Here is a 15,867-nt window from a genome sequence, read left to right as displayed (position 1 = left end):
TAAAGTTAGTTTGTCTAGCATCTAAAAATAAAAATTGACGTTTCACGTTGTTTGTTTCGTTCAGTTTTCAAAGAACTTGTCTGCCACTCCAAAAGCGACTTCATCATATTAACATCTTCGTTTTTTGATGTCAACTACATTTTAAAATTTCTTTTTTGTCGTTTTCTGCGTTTCCGCATCAGCGACGTTTATTAATATACCATCATGATTTTTAAATAACAAGTGTTTTTTTAAAAAAAAACAAAAAAATATCCATCCTACTTTCTTCTATATAGAGACGCCTCATCCCATCTACGGAAAACAGCTATTTAAATTGTATACCAATACACTCTAGTTAACCAAACTGTATTTCATAACCCCTTCCTAGATTTTCATTCTCTTCTATATTAACGTCCTGATCATTTGCTTCTCTATAGACTAACAATATAAAAACAAATCAATCCAAACTAAAAAATAGATTCACCACTTCCTACATAAAGCAAACATGCCGACTTTTAGTTTTGTTCCTCCACACAAACTATTAATTGAACGAATCGGTTGTTTACAGACAGCTCGATTAGGTAATAGTCTTATCGCTCGGCGAATAGCAGAATAAATAACGAAATTCCAACAAAAACATTAACTTAAGATTATTGTTAGAATTTTTTTACATTTAATTAATGAAAAATATCCATTTTTTGTTATATAGTAAGAAAGTGCCCACAAAACTATAAATACTAATGGAGGAATTATCTTATGGATAGGTTAACAAAGTTTTCATTAAAAAACCGAGCCGCTATTATTATCATGGTTTTTCTCATTTCCATACTCGGCGTTTATTCTGGTTCTAAATTGCCGATGGAGTTTTTGCCAAGCATCGATAATCCCGCAATAACTGTCACGACATTATCTCAAGGGCTTGATGCTGAAACGATGACCAAGGAAGTAACTGATCCCCTCGAAAAACAATTTCGTAATTTAGAACATATTGATGGCATCACTTCCTCCACACACGAAGGATTATCACGTATCGACATTACATATACATCCAAAGCAGATATGAAAGACGCAGCACGTGAAGTCGAAAAAACCATTAATACAATTAAATTACCTAAAGATGCAACGAAACCCGTAGTTAGCCAACTAAATACTTCTATGATTCCACTCGCTCAAATTGCTATCCAGAAGCAAAACGGATTTTCAAAAGCAGATGAAAAACAAATTGAAAAAGAAATCGTACCACAACTCGAAAGCATTGATGGTGTTGCCAACGTTATGTTTTTCGGAAAATCAACCTCTGAATTATCTATCATACTAGACCCAAACCAATTAAAAGATAAAAACGTAACAACAGAACAAATATTAAAGGTTTTACAAGGAAAGGAAACTTCCACTCCAGCTGGAGCAATTACCGTTAATAAAGAAGAATATAATCTTCGTGTCATTGGGGATATAAAAAATATAGATGATATGAAAAACATAACCGTTGCACCTCAAGTAAAATTACAAGATGTTGCTCAAATTGAACTTAAACAACACTACGATACAATCTCGCATATAAACGGAGAAGAAGGAACCGGATTAATCATCATGAAAGAGCCAAGTAAAAATGCAGTTGCAATCGGAAAGGAAATTGATAAGAAAATCAAAGATATAAGTAAACAATATAAAGATCAGTTTTCTATTAAACTTTTAGCCTCAACTCATGAGCAAGTTGAAAATGCTGTTACTAGTATGGGCAAAGAAGTAATTCTTGGAGCAATTGCTGCAACTCTAATTATCTTAATCTTTTTGCGTAACTTCCGAACGACACTCATCGCCGTTGTCAGTATTCCATTATCTATTTTATTAACACTCTTTTTACTACACCAATCTAACATCACACTTAACACCTTAACGCTTGGTGGTTTAGCAGTTGCAGTTGGACGTCTCGTTGATGATAGTATCGTTGTCATCGAGAATATTTTCCGTCGTTTACAAAAAGAATCTTTCTCTAAAGATATTATTCTCGATGCAACGAAAGAGGTCGCCGTCGCAATTACTTCTTCTACTTTAACAACAGTCGCTGTTTTCTTACCTATCGGCCTCGTATCAGGAGTAATCGGAAAATTAATGTTACCTATGGTATTAGCAGTTGTATATTCTATACTATCATCCTTAATCGTTGCACTAACAGTTGTTCCACTTATGGCGTTTTTACTACTCAAAAAAACAAAACACAAAAAGCCAAGTTCTTCACCACGATATGTCGCTACATTAAAGTGGGCTCTTTCGCATAAATTCATTATTCTACTTACCGCCTTTTTATTATTCGCAGGATCAATTGCAGCCTATGTATTACTACCGAAAGCGAACATAAAATCTGAAGACGACACAATGTTATCTATTAATATGACTTTCCCAGCTGATTACGCTCCTGAAACGCAAAAACAAAAAGCCTTCGATTTCGAAAAGAAATTACTTTCTAATTCGGATGTAACAGATGTTATTTTACGAATGGGATCTAGCGCAGAAGATGCACAATGGGGACAAACGACAAAAAATAATCTTGCCAGTATATTTGTAGTCTTCAAGAAAGGCTCTGATATTGATCAATATATTAAAGAGTTAAAGAAAGAACATAAAGCTTTTGAGCCTGCTGAACTAGATTATATAAAAACAAGTTATTCAAGCTCTGGTGATGGCAACAATTTGCAATTTAACGTAACAGCAACTAACGAAACGATTTTAAAAGAGGCTGCTACTATCGCCGAAACAAAACTAAAAGATATGGCTGCTCTCTCTAAAGTAAAAACAAATTTAGAAGACTCTAAGAAAGAATGGCAAATCCATGTTGATCAAACAAAGGGCGAACAACTAGGCTTAACACCAGAATTAGCAGCACAACAAGTAGCATTCCTTATGAAGAAATCACCTATTGGTGAAGTTTCAATTAATAATGAAAAAACAACTATTATAATAGAACACAAAAAAGAAAACATTACTAAACAAGAAGACATTTTAAACACAAACATACTATCACCTATCAATGGACCAATTCCTTTAAAAGACATTGCAACTATTTCAGAAAAGCAACTTCAAACAGAAGTCTTCCATAAAGACGGAAAAGAAACGATTCAAATTACTGCCGAGGCCTCAAATGAAGATTTAAGTAAAGTAAGCGCAGAAGTAAACGAAACGATAGCTAACTTAGACTTACCTAGCGGCGCAAAAGTAACTATTGCAGGTGCAACTGAATCTATGCAAGAGAACTTCACAGATTTATTCAAAATTATGGGGATTGCAATCGGGATTGTATATTTAATTATGGTTATCACCTTCGGACAGGCGCGGGCTCCTTTTGCAATTTTGTTCTCCCTGCCATTAGCTGCTGTTGGCGGTATTTTAGGATTAATCATTTCAGGAACACCCGTTGATGTAAATTCCTTGATCGGCGCATTAATGTTAATCGGGATTGTCGTTACAAACGCTATTGTATTAATAGAAAGAGTGCAACAAAATCGGGAACATGGAATGGAAACAAGAGATGCCTTACTAGAAGCAGGATCCACTAGATTACGTCCAATTATTATGACAGCTATAACGACAATCGTCGCTATGCTACCACTCCTATTCGGCCAATCCCAAGCAGGAAGTATGGTATCAAAAAGTTTGGCAGTCGTTGTCATCGGTGGTTTAGCAGTTTCAACCGTTCTTACATTAGTAGTTGTTCCAGTTATGTATGAACTATTAGATAAAATCGGAAGAAAAAGACGCTCTCGCAGAAAAATAAGCACTTCTACAGAAATACCTGATATTTAAAGAAAAAGCGTTATCTTCACGAATGAAGATAACGCTTTTTTCTCTACCTACACATATAATCCATCATTTTTTCCGCATATTGCTCTAGAGGTTTACTAGAATCCACAATAAGATATTCACTATTTAGAGGTCTTTTACTACCATCTAACCACTTTTTAAAAGCTACTTCCGACTCTACCTTTTCAATTTGACTGACCATACGCTTACGTGTTTGTAACCTATTATTAATCTCTTCCATATCATTCAGATAACACTCAATATATTTATATTTCACACCATGTTTATTAGAAAGCTTAATTCCTTTTTCAACCATATCTTCATATAAACATGGACTATCCAATATAACACTATGCCCTTGTCCTAAATAAGAATTAAGTAATGCCCATTCAACATCGTATGATACTCCTCCAACAATCGTCGATTCAATCCCCTTCATTTCTAATGATTGTAACAATGCCGATTTCAAAACGTCATGATTTACAATTACAGCACCTGTTAACTTCGCTATATGCTTAGAAACTGTCGATTTTCCCGATCCAGGAAAACCTGACATTTGCAGAAAAAACAAATTAACTCCCCCTCTCATCCGAACCTATTCATCTATATAATCAATTACAAATTCAACAATCATGACATCCATTCCTTCTATATTAAAATACAAAAAGAACTCTCTACTTATAAGTAGAGAGTTCCTCTTTATAATTTATGCCGCTTTTACTTTCTTCGTCGTTTTACTTTTTCTTTTCGTTCCTGTAAAACGTTTGTGCAAGATAGATGCTACCAAGCGTGAAATAACGTTGAATAGTAATACCATAATAATTAATACAGCTGCAGATTTTGTCGCAATCAACTTTGCATCCGGAATAACTCCTTCAGAATTTAACTTCCAAATGTGAACCGCTAACGTTTCAGCTGGTCTAAATGGATTTAAAGGATGCGCAGGACTTGAGAAGTCCGCTGCTGAATTTAAAATCGGGGATGTTAAACCCGCTGTATAAATTAACGCTGCCGCTTCACCAAATATACGACCCGCCGCTAAAATAATACCTGTAATAATTTGCGGTAATGACGACGGAATAATAATACGAGCGATTGTTTGCCATTTCGTTGCACCTAATCCAAGACTCGCCTCTTTTACATTATGAGGCACTTCTGAAATCGCATTTTCACAAACACGTGTTAAACCTGGTAAGTTTAAAATCGTTAAAGCAAGAGCACCGCCCATTACTGTGTATCCCCAACCTGTCATAGTAACGAACACTAACAAACCGAATAAACCAACAACAATCGAAGGTAACGACGCCATTGTCTCAATACATAAACGAACAAAGTTTAAAAAACGCCCTTGTTTTGCGTACTCTGCTAAATATATTCCAGCACCTAACCCAAGAGGAATAGATATAACAAGCGTTATAACAAGCATGTAGAAGGAATTGAATAACTGTGGACCAATCCCACCACCAGCTCTTGTATTACTTGGTTCTCCAAACAAGAAATCAGGATCCCAAAATCCCCATCCCTTTTGCAGAATTTCAAACACTAAGAATACTAGCAGAGCTACAACTAAAGCTGCAACTGCATAAAAGATACCTGTCCAAATTTTATTTACCGTTCTTGCATTCATTATTATCGCTCACCTCTTTGCCCAATCGCTCGAATTACTAAAATAAACAGGAATGAAATAACAAGTAAAATCATCGCTAAAGTCCATAGCGCATTATTCCAAGCAGTTCCGTTTAATGTATTTGTCATGTCCATTGTCAAAATACCAGTTAACGTCGCTGTCGGGCTATATATTCCTTCTGGTAATTTAATTGTGTTCCCGATTACCATTTGAACCGCTAATGCTTCACCAAAAGCACGCGCTAAACCTAAAACAACACCTGTTAAAATCCCTTTTTTCGCAGCAGGAACAATCACTCGGCTAACCGCTTGCCATTTCGTTGATCCTAGACCATAAGAAGCTTCTAAATAATCAAATGGAACAGAGCGTATTGCATCAGAAGCGATACTAGCAATAGTAGGTAAAATCATAATACTTAATACAACAATACCCGCAATTAGACTAAATCCCACTCCCCCGAACGAATCACGTAATAGCGGCACTAAAATCGTAACCCCTAATAATCCGTATACAACCGAAGGAATACCAACTAATAATTCTAAAACGGGCTTCAATACTTTATTTCCAAACTTCGGCGAAATTAAATTCATGAATATAGCAAGAGCTATAGCAATTGGCGCACTAATAATAACCGCACCTAACGAAACCACTGTTGAACCTACAATAAAAATCAAAGCCCCGAAGGTTCCTTCGTCAGCATTTGGATTCCATTTTGTCGATGTTAACATCTCAGTAAATGAGATACCGCTTTGTGTAAAAGATTGAATACCTTTACCGCAAATAAACGCAATAATAGCTAATGTAATTAAAACAATAAAAATACCACAAAACGTAACAAGCGATCTTCCTATATATTCACTTTTTACGTAATTAATTTGTTTTTTCCCCTTCATCACAGGTCAGACCCCACTTCATAGATTGAAATGAACAGGACTGGCCTTGCAGCCAGCCCCATAAAAATTTATTACTTATTTAATTTAGACATCGGGATGTAACCCATATCTTCTACTTGCTTTTCAAAGTCTTTGCCTTTTACATAATCAATGTAAGCTTTCGTTGCTTCTTTCGCTTCACCTTTTGTTACCATGTACTCGTAAGACCAGAATGGATATTTACCAGACGAAATGTTTTCAACTTTTGGTTCAGAACCATCAATTTTCACTGTTTGTAGCGCACCTTTTTTATCGCCAACCATGTAAGACATTGCTAAATAACTTACTGAACCTGGAGTAGAATTGATCGCTTGCTCTACTGCACCGTTAGAATCTTGTGTTGTACCAGTTCCATCATTAATTTTCGCTTCTTTCATAACTGTCTTTTCAAATGTAGCACGTGTACCAGATGAAGCTGGACGGTTAATTACGTTGATTTTTTCATCTTTCCCGCCTACCTCTTTCCAGTTTGTTACTTTTCCAGTGAAGATATCTTGTACTTGTTTTACTGTTAAGTTATCAACTTTTACATCTTTATTTACGACAAGTGCGAATGCAATACCCGCTACCTTGTTATCTACTAATTCTTTCGCTTTTTCAGCATCTTTTATTTTATCTCCAGACGGAACATCTGAATTACCAATTTGTACTGCACCCGATGCTACTTGGTTAATCCCAGTTCCACTACCGCCACCTTGAACTTGAATAGAAACTTTCGAATTTTTTTCCATGAATTTCTTTCCAGCTTCCTCCGCAAGAGGTAGAAGAGCCGTAGAACCAGCTGCTGCAATCGTGCCTGATAATTCTTGTTTTGTATTATCGCTTCCTTTAGCACTTTCTTTACTAGCTGTATCTTCCGCTTTCCCACATCCAACCAACGCTCCTGCTACCACTAAAGCCGCTAAAGAAAATTTAATACCTTTTTTCATAACCATGTCTTGTACCCCCATTTGGATTATCACTTTTCGAATTCATTTTCTTTCGAACACAAATTCATTGTAGGACAGCAATATTATGTGAGTGTTAAGCAATCTTTAATTTTAAGTAAATAACGATAATAACCCTTAAAAGCTAGGAATCCCAAGATTTATAGTTAAAGAACCCAACAAAATCCACACTAATTAAGCTGTAATGTAAATTTATTCTTAACAATGTAAACTCAATGTAAATGTTTTTCGCTCTTTTCCCCTTTTAGTTAAAAATACATTTACAAATCCTTTGTATTTTTTAACTTTTACACTCTTACTTCATTTACATTAAATAAAATTTCAGTAATATTTTTTAGTACAACTAAATAAATTGGAACAATTCTAAAAATAAATGAATATTTTTAAAGTACCAATTGACAGCATCATCCAATGTAGTCTACTATATTACTAACAAAAAGTTTACCTAAGGAAACTTTTTAAACTTAAACTAACAATATAGAGATGAGGTAACTTTTATGGTATCGGCTAATACAAAACCACTTTCCGAATTTAAGACAGGAGAGTTTGTACAAATTGAGAAGATACAATTAGAAGGAACTATGAAACGACGTTTATTAGATTTAGGATTTATCCCTGGGGCAACGATTAAAGTATTACAACGCAGTCCACTTGGAGATCCTGTCGCTTATCAAGTAAGCAACACCACTATTGCACTACGCAAGGAAGAAAGTTCCCTTATTTTCGGGGTATTAATAGGAGATGATTTCAGATGAGCAAACATCGCATTGCTTTAGCTGGCAACCCGAATACCGGGAAAAGTACATTATTTAATACTTTAACAGGCTTAAAACAGCATACTGGAAACTGGACGGGAAAAACTGTTTTAAAAGCTGAAGGGGAATATGAACATAACGGAAGTAAATATACATTAATTGATTTACCTGGAACTTACTCACTATATTCAAATTCTGCGGACGAAGAAGTAGCGAGGGATTATATTATATTTGAAAAACCAGAAGTAACTGTAGTTGTTATAGACGCAACTGCTATGGAGAGAAATTTAAATTTAGCACTCCAAGTGATGGAAATGACGAGCAACGTAGTCATTTGTATTAACTTAATTGATGAAGCTGAGAAAAAAGGCATCGTTATTGATGAAAAAAAATTAGCCAAATCACTCGGTGTACCTGTAGTTAAGATTTCTGCTCGTAACCGAGTAGGCATTGGACATTTGCTAAATGTGATCGCTAAAGTAGCAAATAAAAAACTAATTCCAACACCAATTAAAATTTCTTACAGCGAAAAAATCGAAAGCATGATTCAGGAATTAGAACCGCAAATTTATAAAGTGTTCGGTGATGCGTATCCAGCACGTTGGATTGCGTTACGTATATTAGATGGAGATAAAAATTTCTTAACTACACTTCAAAAACACCATAATGAACCACTTGTAAGGGAGGTCGTAATAAATGGAATCTCACTCAGCCAGTAAAGCTCTTCCATTGGACTATATTATTCAACATGCACAAGCACTATCAAAAGACGATATACGAGATGATATTGTCGGAGATATTTATCGAACATCTGCAAGCATATGTAAAGAGTCTGTTCAATATACAAATACTGATAAATTGTATCGTTCTGAAAAACTAGATAAAATTTTCACATCTCCCATCTGGGGATTCCCAATTATGCTCGGTATTTTATCTATTATTTTTTATCTTACAATTGCAGGCGCTAACGTACCCTCTGATATGATTGCTGAGTTCTTCGGATGGGCCGAAGGGTATTTAACATCTTGGTTCCAGGCAGCACATGCACCCGAATGGTTACATGGCATTTTAATACTTGGTTTATTCCGCGGTATCGGTGCTGTTATTAGCGTTATGTTACCACCTATGGCAATCTTTTTCCCTATGTTCGCACTATTAGAAAACTACGGATACTTACCACGTGTCGCTTTTAATATGGACCGCTTATTCAAACGCTCCGGTGCACACGGCAAACAATCTTTAACAATGGCAATGGGGTTTGGTTGTAATGCAGCCGCTATTATGTCAACACGTATTATTGAATCACCACGTGAACGAATGCTTGCAATTTTAACAAACAACTTCGTTCCTTGTAACGGTCGCTGGCCTATGTTAATTTTAATGGCTTCATTATTTATGGCTGCTGGTTATACAGGTAGTATGCAAACATTAGTTACTGCTGGCGTTGTAGTTGGAATGGTTGTAATTGGTGTTATTATGACATTAACTGTTTCTTGGGTACTATCAAAAACAGCTTTAAAAGGCGTGCCAACTCACTACACTCTTGAGTTACCACCGTACCGTAAGCCAAAAGTTTGGAATACAATTGTACGTGCAACACTCGATAAATCAATTTATGTTTTAAAACGAGCTATCGTTGTAGCTGCCCCTGCGGCTGCATTAACTTGGTTACTAGCTAATATTTTCATCGGTGACACAAGCTTACTTATGTATTTTGTAAACTTCCTAGATCCATTCGCTAAAATGTTAGGACTTGATGGATTTATTTTAGCTGCGTTCATTCTTGGACTACCAGCGAATGAAATTGTTATCCCGATTTTATTAATGTCTTACTTATCAACCGGGGCTTTAACTGAAATAGATGATTTTAACCAAATTAAAAATCTATTCTTAGAAAATGGCTGGACTTGGTTAACAGCGTTAAACACAATGTTGTTCTCACTTCTTCATTTCCCATGTGGAACAACACTGGTTAACATATATAAAGAAACAAAAAGTGCAAAATGGACATTCTTATCGTTTGCAATCCCTACCGTTATCGCCATTGTTGTAACATTCCTCTCTACACAATTGGTACATTGGTTAGGGCTTGTATAAGCAAAGCATACATAGAAGGTATCCCCCTTCACATATGCTTTGCGCGAAAGAAACCTGAGATTATTCAGGTTTCTTTTTTTGTATATCAGTATTCCAAGGCTGTGCTCCATACGTTGTGAGTTTCTTATGAATAAAGTATATTGCTCCCGGAAGAACCGCCATTAATATCGTGCAACTAATCCCTAATCCAGTAAACAACTTCCATCACCTTATTTCACTTTCTTTGGTAAAGCTGAACCTGAATGTTCAATTGTTGGATCAACATGAACGTGAATTTCAGCATTACTAAAATAATTCTGGCCTTGATCCCAATTTTTACTTATTTTTTTCCACTCTTTATAATTATGCCTCTTATATACCTCTCCTAATTCCAATACATCTACCTTATATTTTTTTTGAACAAGCTGTATAGACTTTTCAATACGCTTCGTCATTTCCTTTGAAATCTCTTTCTTTAAAAGTTTTTCATTCATCACTTGTTTCGGTTCATTAAAATGTAACTCAGCTAATATGCCTTCTGTGGACAAATGAATATCAAACTTCGGTTTTGTAGCATTTTCAGTAGAAACCTGGATCTTTCGGCGCAACTTATGAATTTCATATGTAATGAGCTGATTCTTTTTACGAACAGTAAAGAAACCCCCAATTTTTTTACCTATTATATAGTTCATTCCTAATGTTTGTTCTCCACTCAAAGTTCCAACGCACTTATTATCCTTTCCACGAACCAATGCCGCTCCTTCCATTTGCACACCTTGTTTTGTTAGCCCTAAAAGAGGTAATGCAAAACTTCGATTTGCAATCATTTTCCCCTGCACTTCACCAATTCTCGCCGCCTCAATCATTTGAGCGTTTTTCGGAGGATGTTCAGCTAACATATCAATATACTGTGCCGGTAAATTTTCAGGTTTTGCACTCTGTTTTAAAATAGATTCTGCATCTTTCTCAGAAACAAACAAACGAATATTTCTTCTCATTTCATGATCACGAATATATACATCTAACGTATTTTGCAAAACATACGGATTCGCCAGTAATTCTTCCGAAAAAATAATCACTTGTATATGTGGAAAAAATAATGTTCGACTAATTTTTTTAGCAATAATTCGGATTTGCTCAAAGACACTATCTGCTTTTGCACTCACATTAATATAATTTTCACTACCTCCATCGCCCTGTCCACCTTGTTGTGCTAACTTACTGGGAAGTACCATCTGATACGTCCCTTTCATAATCGGATTTGATTTCTTTTTTTTCACAATATCGTAAGCTGCGCCTACTACAAATCCTCTTTCTTCTATTTCTTCTAGTTCAGAGCACCCACTTATAGATCCAGCTAAAACCATAACCATTATAATTTTAAGAAGGTGTTTCATTTCTACCATTCCTTCTTTTTATTTTATATACAATCAAAACTAACAAAGGAGCTAATACGACAAACCCCATATCTATCCACGCTAAATACGTTCCGTAACTTGATAACGTATCTAAATTACCAGGGAGCATATTCACCATAAAAATAATAGGAGCACTTACGAAAATAAAAATATGTTTCTTCACTTTCGGAAACATAGCACAAAACAATAAAGATGCGACGTCATAATACATTGCTGTCGTGTTATAAATAGTAATAATCCAAGTCGTAAAAAAAATCGCATCAAATCTTTCTAAAAATCCCCCACCAATTTCAATTTCTTTCCCTAATTCAATCGTTGGATATGTCAATCCACGAGTTGTCATATACGTAAAAACACTAATACAAGTTACATAAATTAAAATGTATGAGAGCACATTTACTATCACGGCTTTTGCAACTGCCATTGGTGCCTTTTTCGCTGTCTTATCATTCAACAACACAGCATAAAACAGAGCTACCTCAAATCCAATAAATGTGAATATAGAATTTTTAACCCCAACAGCGTATTGACTTACTTTCGTTTGAAAAGCTGGAAATAAATTATTTATTTCCATTAAATTTATATTTAATAAAGAAAGAAGCATTATCGCAATTAAAACAATAGGTAAGAACATAACATTTAATCGTAATAAAGCTGCTCTCGATCCTGCTATTCCATAAATAACAACTAATAAGAAGAAGAAAGATAGTAGCTGTACCGGCGTATCACTAAATAAATACGTTTGCGAAATAATTGCAATCATTCGCGATTCATATGCAGTCAAAGCAGCAAACGTCAATACTAAAATACTACTAATTGTGTATGCAACAGGCTTCGTCAAATGTGTACTTGTATATTGAACAAAGTTTTGTTTCGGAAATAAAATAGCCACCCTCGTTACAAACCAGCCTAAAACTGCACATATCAATCCACCCAAAAGCAAAATAATCCAACCATCTGAAAATAAAGTTTGGTTGGCAATATCCCTCGGCATAGATAATGCGCCTATACCAATAATGGTCGATGATACCGCAAACCCAATTTCCCGAGATCCAATTTCTTCATCGCCATACTCAAATGGTTTCAATTATTCTCCCTCCTTTGGACGTATTGTAGAATCTTTCGTTTGTAAATACTCTGGTCTATCTTTCAACATCGATTTTGGCATGCGAATAAACTCTTCTTTCCAATCTTTATAAAATGCAGGAGCAATTGGAGTTGTATACGGTACACCAACACTTGTTAAATTTGTAATATGAACAGCAAGCGCAATAAGAGCTAGAATGATTCCATACAATCCAAAAGCAGTCGCCGCTAAAACAAAGACAAAAAGTAAAATCCGAAACGTAATCGTAATACTATATACAGGCAGTGAAAATGTAGCAATTGCAGTAACTGCAATAATAATTACTAAAAATGGATTTACAATCCCTGCGTTCACCGCAGCTTCTCCAATTACAAGACCACCTACAATCCCAATTGTTTGTCCCATCGGTTTTGGCAACCTAATTCCCGCTTCTCGTATTAACTCCATCGTTAATGCCATCATTAACGTTTCTATATAGGCGGGAAACGGAACACCTTCCCTTGCCCCAGCAATTGAATACGCCAGTTTAGAAGGGATAAGTCCTTGGTGATATGATACGAGAGCTACATACATCGCTGGCATTAAAACTGCAACTATTCCAGAACCCATCCGCAAAATTCTTAATAAAGTCCCAATTACCCACCGCTCATAATGATCTTCCACAGATTGAAAAATATCAACAAATACTAGCGGAGCTATAAGCGCAAACGGTGATCCATCCACCAAAATAGCTGCCTTTCCTTTCGCTAATGAGGCCACAATATTATCAGGCCTTTCCGTATTCAAAAACTGCGGAAACGGCGACAAATTATTATCTTGAATTAATTGCTCAATTGTACCCGTCTCAAAAACGACATCTGTCACTATTGATTGAAGACGCCGATCTAGTTCTTTTACAATGTAAGGATTAATAATGTCTTCTATATATACTAAAGTCACTTCTTTTTGGGATCTCTTCCCCATAATATAAGATTGAAATCTCAGCTTCGGGTCACGTAAACTACGGCGAATTAACATTTTATTCACGTTAATATCTTCATTTAATCCAATCCTCGGTCCACGTATTAAATCTTCTGTTACTGGCGGTTCTAAACTTCTTTTTTCCCAAGCTCTACTATTAATCACGATAGCGGTTTGAATATTATCGATTAATATAACTGTATCTCCTGCTAAAATCGCATTTATAATATCCGGAAACGTTGTCTTCTTACCAACTTCTGCAATAGAAATAAAACGATCCAATAACGTTTGAACAACAGCTGCTTCATTTGAAACTTCTTCATATTGCAGTGTACGAACGACGTATTTATAAACATTATCCTTATCTGTTAATCCACATAAAAACACAACCGCACAACGTGTAAGACTACCTGCAAGAGCAACTTCCCTAATTGTTAAATCATTAGGCGAACCTAACTCATCCCTAATTTCTTTCATAATTTCAAATAAGTTACCTTTTAACTCTAACAATTCCCCCACCTAACTTCCTTTTCAACAAGTTTTTAGTTAGATTCCGCTATTAGAAGGAAATATATACAAAAAAGAGCTATCTCTTTTTTGTAGATAGCTCTAATACAAGGATTACTTTTCTACTATTATATTGTCTTTCTTTATCGATACACTTTTCGTGAACCAACTAACGATAAACATCACAATCATATTCATTAACAATGCGACTATGCCTACATTTAAATCTTTTATATATTGAGGGAAAGCTGGAAACATCGTAGCTATAGTTGAACCAGATAAAGTAATATATGCGACCACTAACAACCCAATCCCCATTCCTGCAATTGCCCCTTGCTTCGTAATAACTTGACGTGGAAACAAACTACATACAAGTGCAGGGAAAAGTTGTGTCACTATACTATATCCCATTAAAAGAAGTGCCCCTATCGTTTCTCCACCTTTAAAAGTGAACAAAACAGCTACAAGCGTTACTACAGGAACAAATAATTTCGCAGCTTTTGCAACTTGTCGATCCGAAGCAGATGGGACCATTGTTCGGTAAATGTTTTTTGCTAATAAAGTCGACGCCGCCATAACAAGCATGGAACCCGGAACTAATGCTGTTAATACTCCTGCACTACCAATAATCCCAATAAACCATGGATCAAATGTTTGAAGAGCGAGACGGAATAACGAAAGGTCTACATCCCCTCCCTTTAACCCTGGAACTTGCAGTATAGCAGCAAAACCTGCAAAGAATACGAAAAGCAGTACTAAAGAATAAAGGGGCATGATAGCCGCGTTTTTCCTAAATACTTTTTCATTTTTTGCAGAGAAAGCAGAAGCAAATGTATGGGGCCACATATAGAAACCGAGAGCTGTTAATACAATAGTAGAAACAAACCAAGAAATGCTCATCCCTTCATCAGGTAAAGATAAAAATCCTGGTTTCGCTGCTTCTACCGCTTCAAACATCGGCTGAAATCCCCCATAATAATGGTACGGTAAATATATACCTAAAAACATAACGATAAACAGTATCATAATATCCTTCAAAGCGGCTGTCCAAGCAGAGCCGTGTATACCTGAAACCATTACATATATCGTTATAACAATTGCACCAATCCACACTGCAATAACCGGTGATACCCTTCCGTAAGATGCTTCCGAAACGATAATTCCTAGTCCTTTTAACTGTAAAACAAGGTATGGAATAATCGAAATAACCCCAATGACAGAAACGATAATGCCAAGTGTCTGACTCTTATATTTCTTCACAAAAAAATCTGGCTGCGAAACAAGATTATGTTCTTTCGCATACTTCCAAACTGGTGGCAATAAAAAGTAAGATAAAATATACGCTAGTGCACCATAACCTAAAATATAGAAAGTAGGCGCTCCTTTACTATACGCCCATCCACTTCCGCCTAGAAATGTGAAAGTCGTATAAATTTCACCTGCCATCAGTAGAAAAACAAAAATAGTGCCAAATCCTCTTCCACCAACTGACCATTGCTCTAAATTCATATCTTTTCCATGTTGTGCCCGAATTCCTAAAAATAGTGCGAGAAACAAAAATAATATGATGATAAGTAATGCGGTCATTTCACATCCCCCTTATTAGCAGGATCAAATACGTACACAAGTCCCATACAAAGAGACGTAATGAGCACCGATAATAATACCCAAAATAATAAGAATGGCATCCCCAATACGTAAGGAGTAACTGAATTAGCAAATACGGGTCCAATAACTAAACAAAAAACTGGAATAAGCGCTAATACGTGTATTTTCTTCAT

The 15,867-nt window shown here is 35.7% G+C and carries 14 protein-coding genes; 4 read left to right on the top strand and 10 right to left on the bottom strand.

Features of this window, described 5'->3' with window-relative positions; genetic code table 11:
• Positions 1 to 735: 735 nt before the first annotated feature.
• Positions 736 to 3,780, top strand: a complete 3,045-nt coding sequence (locus JDS82_RS22105; protein WP_199713955.1) for an efflux RND transporter permease subunit — start codon at positions 736 to 738, stop codon at positions 3,778 to 3,780.
• Positions 3,781 to 3,823: 43 nt separating this feature from the next.
• Here JDS82_RS22105 and JDS82_RS22100 read toward each other — a convergent pair whose 3' ends face one another.
• The 4 genes from JDS82_RS22100 to JDS82_RS22085 all read right to left on the bottom strand — a co-directional run bounded on the left by JDS82_RS22100 (position 3,824) and on the right by JDS82_RS22085 (position 7,271).
• Positions 3,824 to 4,348 carry a P-loop nucleotide/nucleoside kinase family protein gene (locus tag JDS82_RS22100; RefSeq protein WP_048567088.1) on the bottom strand — a complete coding sequence of 175 codons (525 nt, stop codon included), beginning with the start codon at positions 4,346 to 4,348 and terminating at the stop codon, positions 3,824 to 3,826.
• Positions 4,349 to 4,483: 135 nt separating this feature from the next.
• Complete coding sequence (gene pstA / locus JDS82_RS22095; RefSeq protein WP_048562942.1) at positions 4,484 to 5,404, bottom strand: phosphate ABC transporter permease PstA; 921 nt, start codon at positions 5,402 to 5,404, stop codon at positions 4,484 to 4,486.
• Between the two features lie 2 nt (positions 5,405 to 5,406).
• Positions 5,407 to 6,297, bottom strand: coding sequence for a phosphate ABC transporter permease subunit PstC (pstC, locus tag JDS82_RS22090; RefSeq protein WP_000676675.1), 891 nt, complete (start codon positions 6,295 to 6,297; stop codon positions 5,407 to 5,409).
• A gap of 71 nt (positions 6,298 to 6,368) precedes the next feature.
• Positions 6,369 to 7,271, bottom strand: a complete 903-nt coding sequence (locus JDS82_RS22085) for a phosphate ABC transporter substrate-binding protein PstS family protein (protein ID WP_199713954.1) — start codon at positions 7,269 to 7,271, stop codon at positions 6,369 to 6,371.
• 509 nt (positions 7,272 to 7,780) lie between these two features.
• Here JDS82_RS22085 and JDS82_RS22080 point away from each other — a divergent pair.
• Genes JDS82_RS22080 through JDS82_RS22070 form a run of 3 tightly spaced genes read left to right on the top strand, consistent with a single transcriptional unit; the run spans position 7,781 to position 10,135 of the window.
• Entirely contained in the window at positions 7,781 to 8,038 is a 258-nt protein-coding gene (locus JDS82_RS22080) for a FeoA family protein (RefSeq protein WP_000252989.1), read from the top strand.
• The gene (locus tag JDS82_RS22075; protein WP_000033853.1) at positions 8,035 to 8,757 is read left to right on the top strand and encodes a FeoB small GTPase domain-containing protein; all 723 of its coding nucleotides are present in this window, start codon (positions 8,035 to 8,037) and stop codon (positions 8,755 to 8,757) included. The genes JDS82_RS22080 and JDS82_RS22075 overlap by 4 nt, the downstream gene beginning before the upstream one ends.
• Positions 8,735 to 10,135 carry a nucleoside recognition domain-containing protein gene (locus tag JDS82_RS22070; RefSeq protein WP_000443584.1) on the top strand — a complete coding sequence of 467 codons (1,401 nt, stop codon included), beginning with the start codon at positions 8,735 to 8,737 and terminating at the stop codon, positions 10,133 to 10,135. Before JDS82_RS22075 ends, JDS82_RS22070 begins: the two co-directional genes overlap by 23 nt.
• Positions 10,136 to 10,195: 60 nt before the next feature.
• On the opposite strand, the gene JDS82_RS22065 is transcribed toward JDS82_RS22070, so the two are convergent.
• The 6 genes from JDS82_RS22065 to JDS82_RS22040 all read right to left on the bottom strand — a co-directional run bounded on the left by JDS82_RS22065 (position 10,196) and on the right by JDS82_RS22040 (position 15,867).
• Positions 10,196 to 10,333 (bottom strand): hypothetical protein, encoded by a 138-nt coding sequence (locus JDS82_RS22065; RefSeq protein ID WP_075310821.1) that lies wholly within the window; start codon positions 10,331 to 10,333, stop codon positions 10,196 to 10,198.
• 11 nt (positions 10,334 to 10,344) lie between these two features.
• Positions 10,345 to 11,511: a spore germination protein GerLC gene (gene gerLC / locus JDS82_RS22060; RefSeq protein ID WP_060486958.1), complete on the bottom strand. Its 1,167-nt coding sequence runs from the start codon at positions 11,509 to 11,511 to the stop codon at positions 10,345 to 10,347.
• On the bottom strand, positions 11,495 to 12,619 hold the full coding sequence (gene gerLB, locus JDS82_RS22055) for a spore germination protein GerLB (RefSeq protein ID WP_098816098.1): 1,125 nt from the start codon (positions 12,617 to 12,619) through the stop codon (positions 11,495 to 11,497). Before gerLB ends, gerLC begins: the two co-directional genes overlap by 17 nt.
• Positions 12,620 to 14,098, bottom strand: coding sequence for a spore germination protein GerLA (gene gerLA, locus JDS82_RS22050; RefSeq protein ID WP_098057591.1), 1,479 nt, complete (start codon positions 14,096 to 14,098; stop codon positions 12,620 to 12,622).
• Positions 14,099 to 14,200: 102 nt separating this feature from the next.
• The gene (locus tag JDS82_RS22045) at positions 14,201 to 15,673 is read right to left on the bottom strand and encodes a sodium:solute symporter family protein (RefSeq protein WP_098057592.1); all 1,473 of its coding nucleotides are present in this window, start codon (positions 15,671 to 15,673) and stop codon (positions 14,201 to 14,203) included.
• Positions 15,670 to 15,867: a DUF3311 domain-containing protein gene (locus JDS82_RS22040; protein WP_087983279.1), complete on the bottom strand. Its 198-nt coding sequence runs from the start codon at positions 15,865 to 15,867 to the stop codon at positions 15,670 to 15,672. The genes JDS82_RS22045 and JDS82_RS22040 overlap by 4 nt, the downstream gene beginning before the upstream one ends.

It is taken from the genome of Bacillus cereus group sp. N14, from assembly GCF_016483555.1.
Taxonomy (GTDB): domain Bacteria; phylum Bacillota; class Bacilli; order Bacillales; family Bacillaceae_G; genus Bacillus_A; species Bacillus_A wiedmannii.
This window is presented reverse-complemented; position numbering and strand designations above follow the sequence as displayed.

Excerpts from the sequence above, each read along its gene's own strand:
- JDS82_RS22075 (WP_000033853.1), top strand. The coding sequence starts at position 8,035 with ATGAGCAAACATCGCATTGCTTTAGCTGGCAACCCGAATACCGGGAAA.
- JDS82_RS22070 (WP_000443584.1), top strand. The coding sequence starts at position 8,735 with ATGGAATCTCACTCAGCCAGTAAAGCTCTTCCATTGGACTATATTATT.
- gerLC (WP_060486958.1), bottom strand. The coding sequence starts at position 11,511 with ATGAAACACCTTCTTAAAATTATAATGGTTATGGTTTTAGCTGGATCT.
- JDS82_RS22040 (WP_087983279.1), bottom strand. The coding sequence starts at position 15,867 with ATGAAGAAAATACACGTATTAGCGCTTATTCCAGTTTTTTGTTTAGTT.
- JDS82_RS22085 (WP_199713954.1), bottom strand. The coding sequence starts at position 7,271 with ATGGTTATGAAAAAAGGTATTAAATTTTCTTTAGCGGCTTTAGTGGTA.
- JDS82_RS22080 (WP_000252989.1), top strand. The coding sequence starts at position 7,781 with ATGGTATCGGCTAATACAAAACCACTTTCCGAATTTAAGACAGGAGAG.
- pstA (WP_048562942.1), bottom strand. The coding sequence starts at position 5,404 with ATGAATGCAAGAACGGTAAATAAAATTTGGACAGGTATCTTTTATGCA.
- JDS82_RS22105 (WP_199713955.1), top strand. The coding sequence starts at position 736 with ATGGATAGGTTAACAAAGTTTTCATTAAAAAACCGAGCCGCTATTATT.
- JDS82_RS22045 (WP_098057592.1), bottom strand. The coding sequence starts at position 15,673 with ATGACCGCATTACTTATCATCATATTATTTTTGTTTCTCGCACTATTT.
- pstC (WP_000676675.1), bottom strand. The coding sequence starts at position 6,297 with ATGAAGGGGAAAAAACAAATTAATTACGTAAAAAGTGAATATATAGGA.